Genomic DNA, 1935 nt, shown 5'->3' with positions numbered 1-1935 from the left:
GGGCGGCCGGGACCGGAGCGGGGGGCGGGGCGGCGCCGTCGCGGACCGCGTCCGGGTCACCGCCGGTCAGCAGGGCGAGCCAGTGTGCGAGGACGGGCGCGAGCGCGGGCTCGGGGACGAGGCCGTCGAGGTGCCCGGCCGCGTGCTGGCCCTCCGCGGTGTACGCGGCGGGGTCGGCGTCGCGGGGGCGTACGCGTGATCCGGCGAAGGCGGCCTGGGCGCCGGGCAGACCGAGGACCACGTCGGCGCCGGCGGCGAGGGTGGCCCACCCGCCGCCGGTCGCGGGGTCGCGCACGACGGCCAGTTGCGGCAGCCCTGCGGCGCGGGTCAGGGCGGTCTGCCGGGCGACACGCTGGAGCTGGATCAGGGCGCGCATCCCCTCCTGCATGCGGCTGCCGCCGGTGGCGACGAGGGTGACGACGGGCAGCCGGAGGTGCCGGGCCCGCCGGTGGGCGGTCTCGATGCGGTCGCCGGTGCGTTCACCGAGTGAGCCGCCGAGGTAGTCGAACTCGAAGCACAGGAGGACGGTTTCGCTGCCGCCGATCCGTCCCGTGCCGCACACCACGGATTCGTCCTCCCCGGTGCGCTCGCGCGCCCGGGCCCGCGCCCGGTCGTATCCGGGCCACCCCAGCGGCCCGTCCACCTGTTCCACGGCCGTCCGCCCCGCTGTTTGACCACCGGTGCCCCCTCCCGTGTCCGCGTTCGTGTCCGTGTCCGCGCGGGCGGCCACCGGTTCGGGGCCGAACTCGCGGAAGCCTTCCGCCACCCGGTCGAGCAGCGTTCGCGCGGTGGCGCGGGCGGGGCCCCGGCGCTCGGGTGCGCGGCTTGCGCACGGCGCGCGGACGTCGCGGTGCTCGTCTGGTGCGCTGTCACCGGGTGCCATGGGGCTCATGGTTCCAGCGTGCGGCACCGGGTGCCGCCTGTCAGTACGGCGCCTCTCCCCGTGGCGTGCCTCAGCGCACCACCCGGCCCCTGAGCACCACGTGGCGCGGCGTGTCCAGTACCCGGACGTCCGCGCGCGGATCGGTGTCGTAGACGACGAAGTCGGCGGGGGCGCCCTCGGTCAGTCCCGGCCGGCCCAGCCAGTCGCGGGCCGTCCAGGTGGCGGCGGCCAGCGCGTCGCGGGCGGGGATACCGGCCTTGACGAGTTCCGCGACCTCCTGGCCGACGAGCCCGTGGGCGAGGGACCCGCCCGCGTCGGTGCCGGTGAAGACGGGGATGCCGGCGTCCCAGGCGGCGCGCACGGTCTCGTAGCGGCGGGCGTGCAGTTGGCGCATGTGGGCCGACCAGCGGGGGAACTTCCGCTCGCCGCCGTCGGCGAGGGCGGGGAAGGTGGCGATGTTGACGAGCGTGGGCACGATGGCGACGCCGCGCTCGGCGAAGAGCGGGACGGTCTCCTCGGTGAGTCCGGTGGCGTGCTCGATGCAGTCGATGCCGGCTTCCACCAGGTCACGCAGCGAGTCCTCGGCGAAGCAGTGTGCGGTGACACGGGCGCCCTCCTGGTGGGCCGCTTCGATGGCCTCCTCGATGGCCCAGCGCGGCCAGCAGGCGGTGAGGTCGCCCTCCTCCCTGTCGATCCAGTCGCCGACGATCTTGACCCAGCCGTCGCCGCGCCGGGCCTCGCGGCGTACGTAGGCGGCCAGGTCGCCGGGTTCGATCTCGTGCGCGTAGTTGCGGATGTAGCGGCGGGTGCGGGCGATGTGGCGCCCGGCGCGGATGATGCGGGGCAGGTCGTCGCGGTGGTCGATCCAGCGGGTGTCGGAGGGGGAGCCGGCGTCGCGGAGCAGCAGCGCTCCGGCCTCGCGGTCGGTGAGCGCCTGCTTCTCGCTGGTGGAGTCGTCCACGGGACCGTGCGCGTCGAGCCCGACGTGGCAGTGGGCGTCCACGAGTCCCGGCAGTACCCAGCCGTCGAGGGTGGGGGGCTCGGTGGCACCG

Annotated in this window: 2 protein-coding genes; both read right to left on the bottom strand. The window is 76.0% G+C overall.

Annotated features, from left to right (window positions below; all coding sequences use genetic code 11):
• Window positions 1–892, bottom strand: an 892-nt coding sequence (locus AB8Z75_RS34240) for a carboxyl transferase domain-containing protein (RefSeq protein ID WP_369208938.1), incomplete at its 3' end; no start/stop codon positions are given.
• Window positions 893–953: 61 nt separating this feature from the next.
• The coding region (locus tag AB8Z75_RS34235; protein WP_369208936.1) for an amidohydrolase family protein at window positions 954–1935 on the bottom strand (982 nt) is incomplete at its 5' end.

Source organism: Streptomyces sp. PU-14G (genome assembly GCF_041028275.1).
Taxonomy (GTDB): domain Bacteria; phylum Actinomycetota; class Actinomycetes; order Streptomycetales; family Streptomycetaceae; genus Streptomyces.
This window is presented reverse-complemented; position numbering and strand designations above follow the sequence as displayed.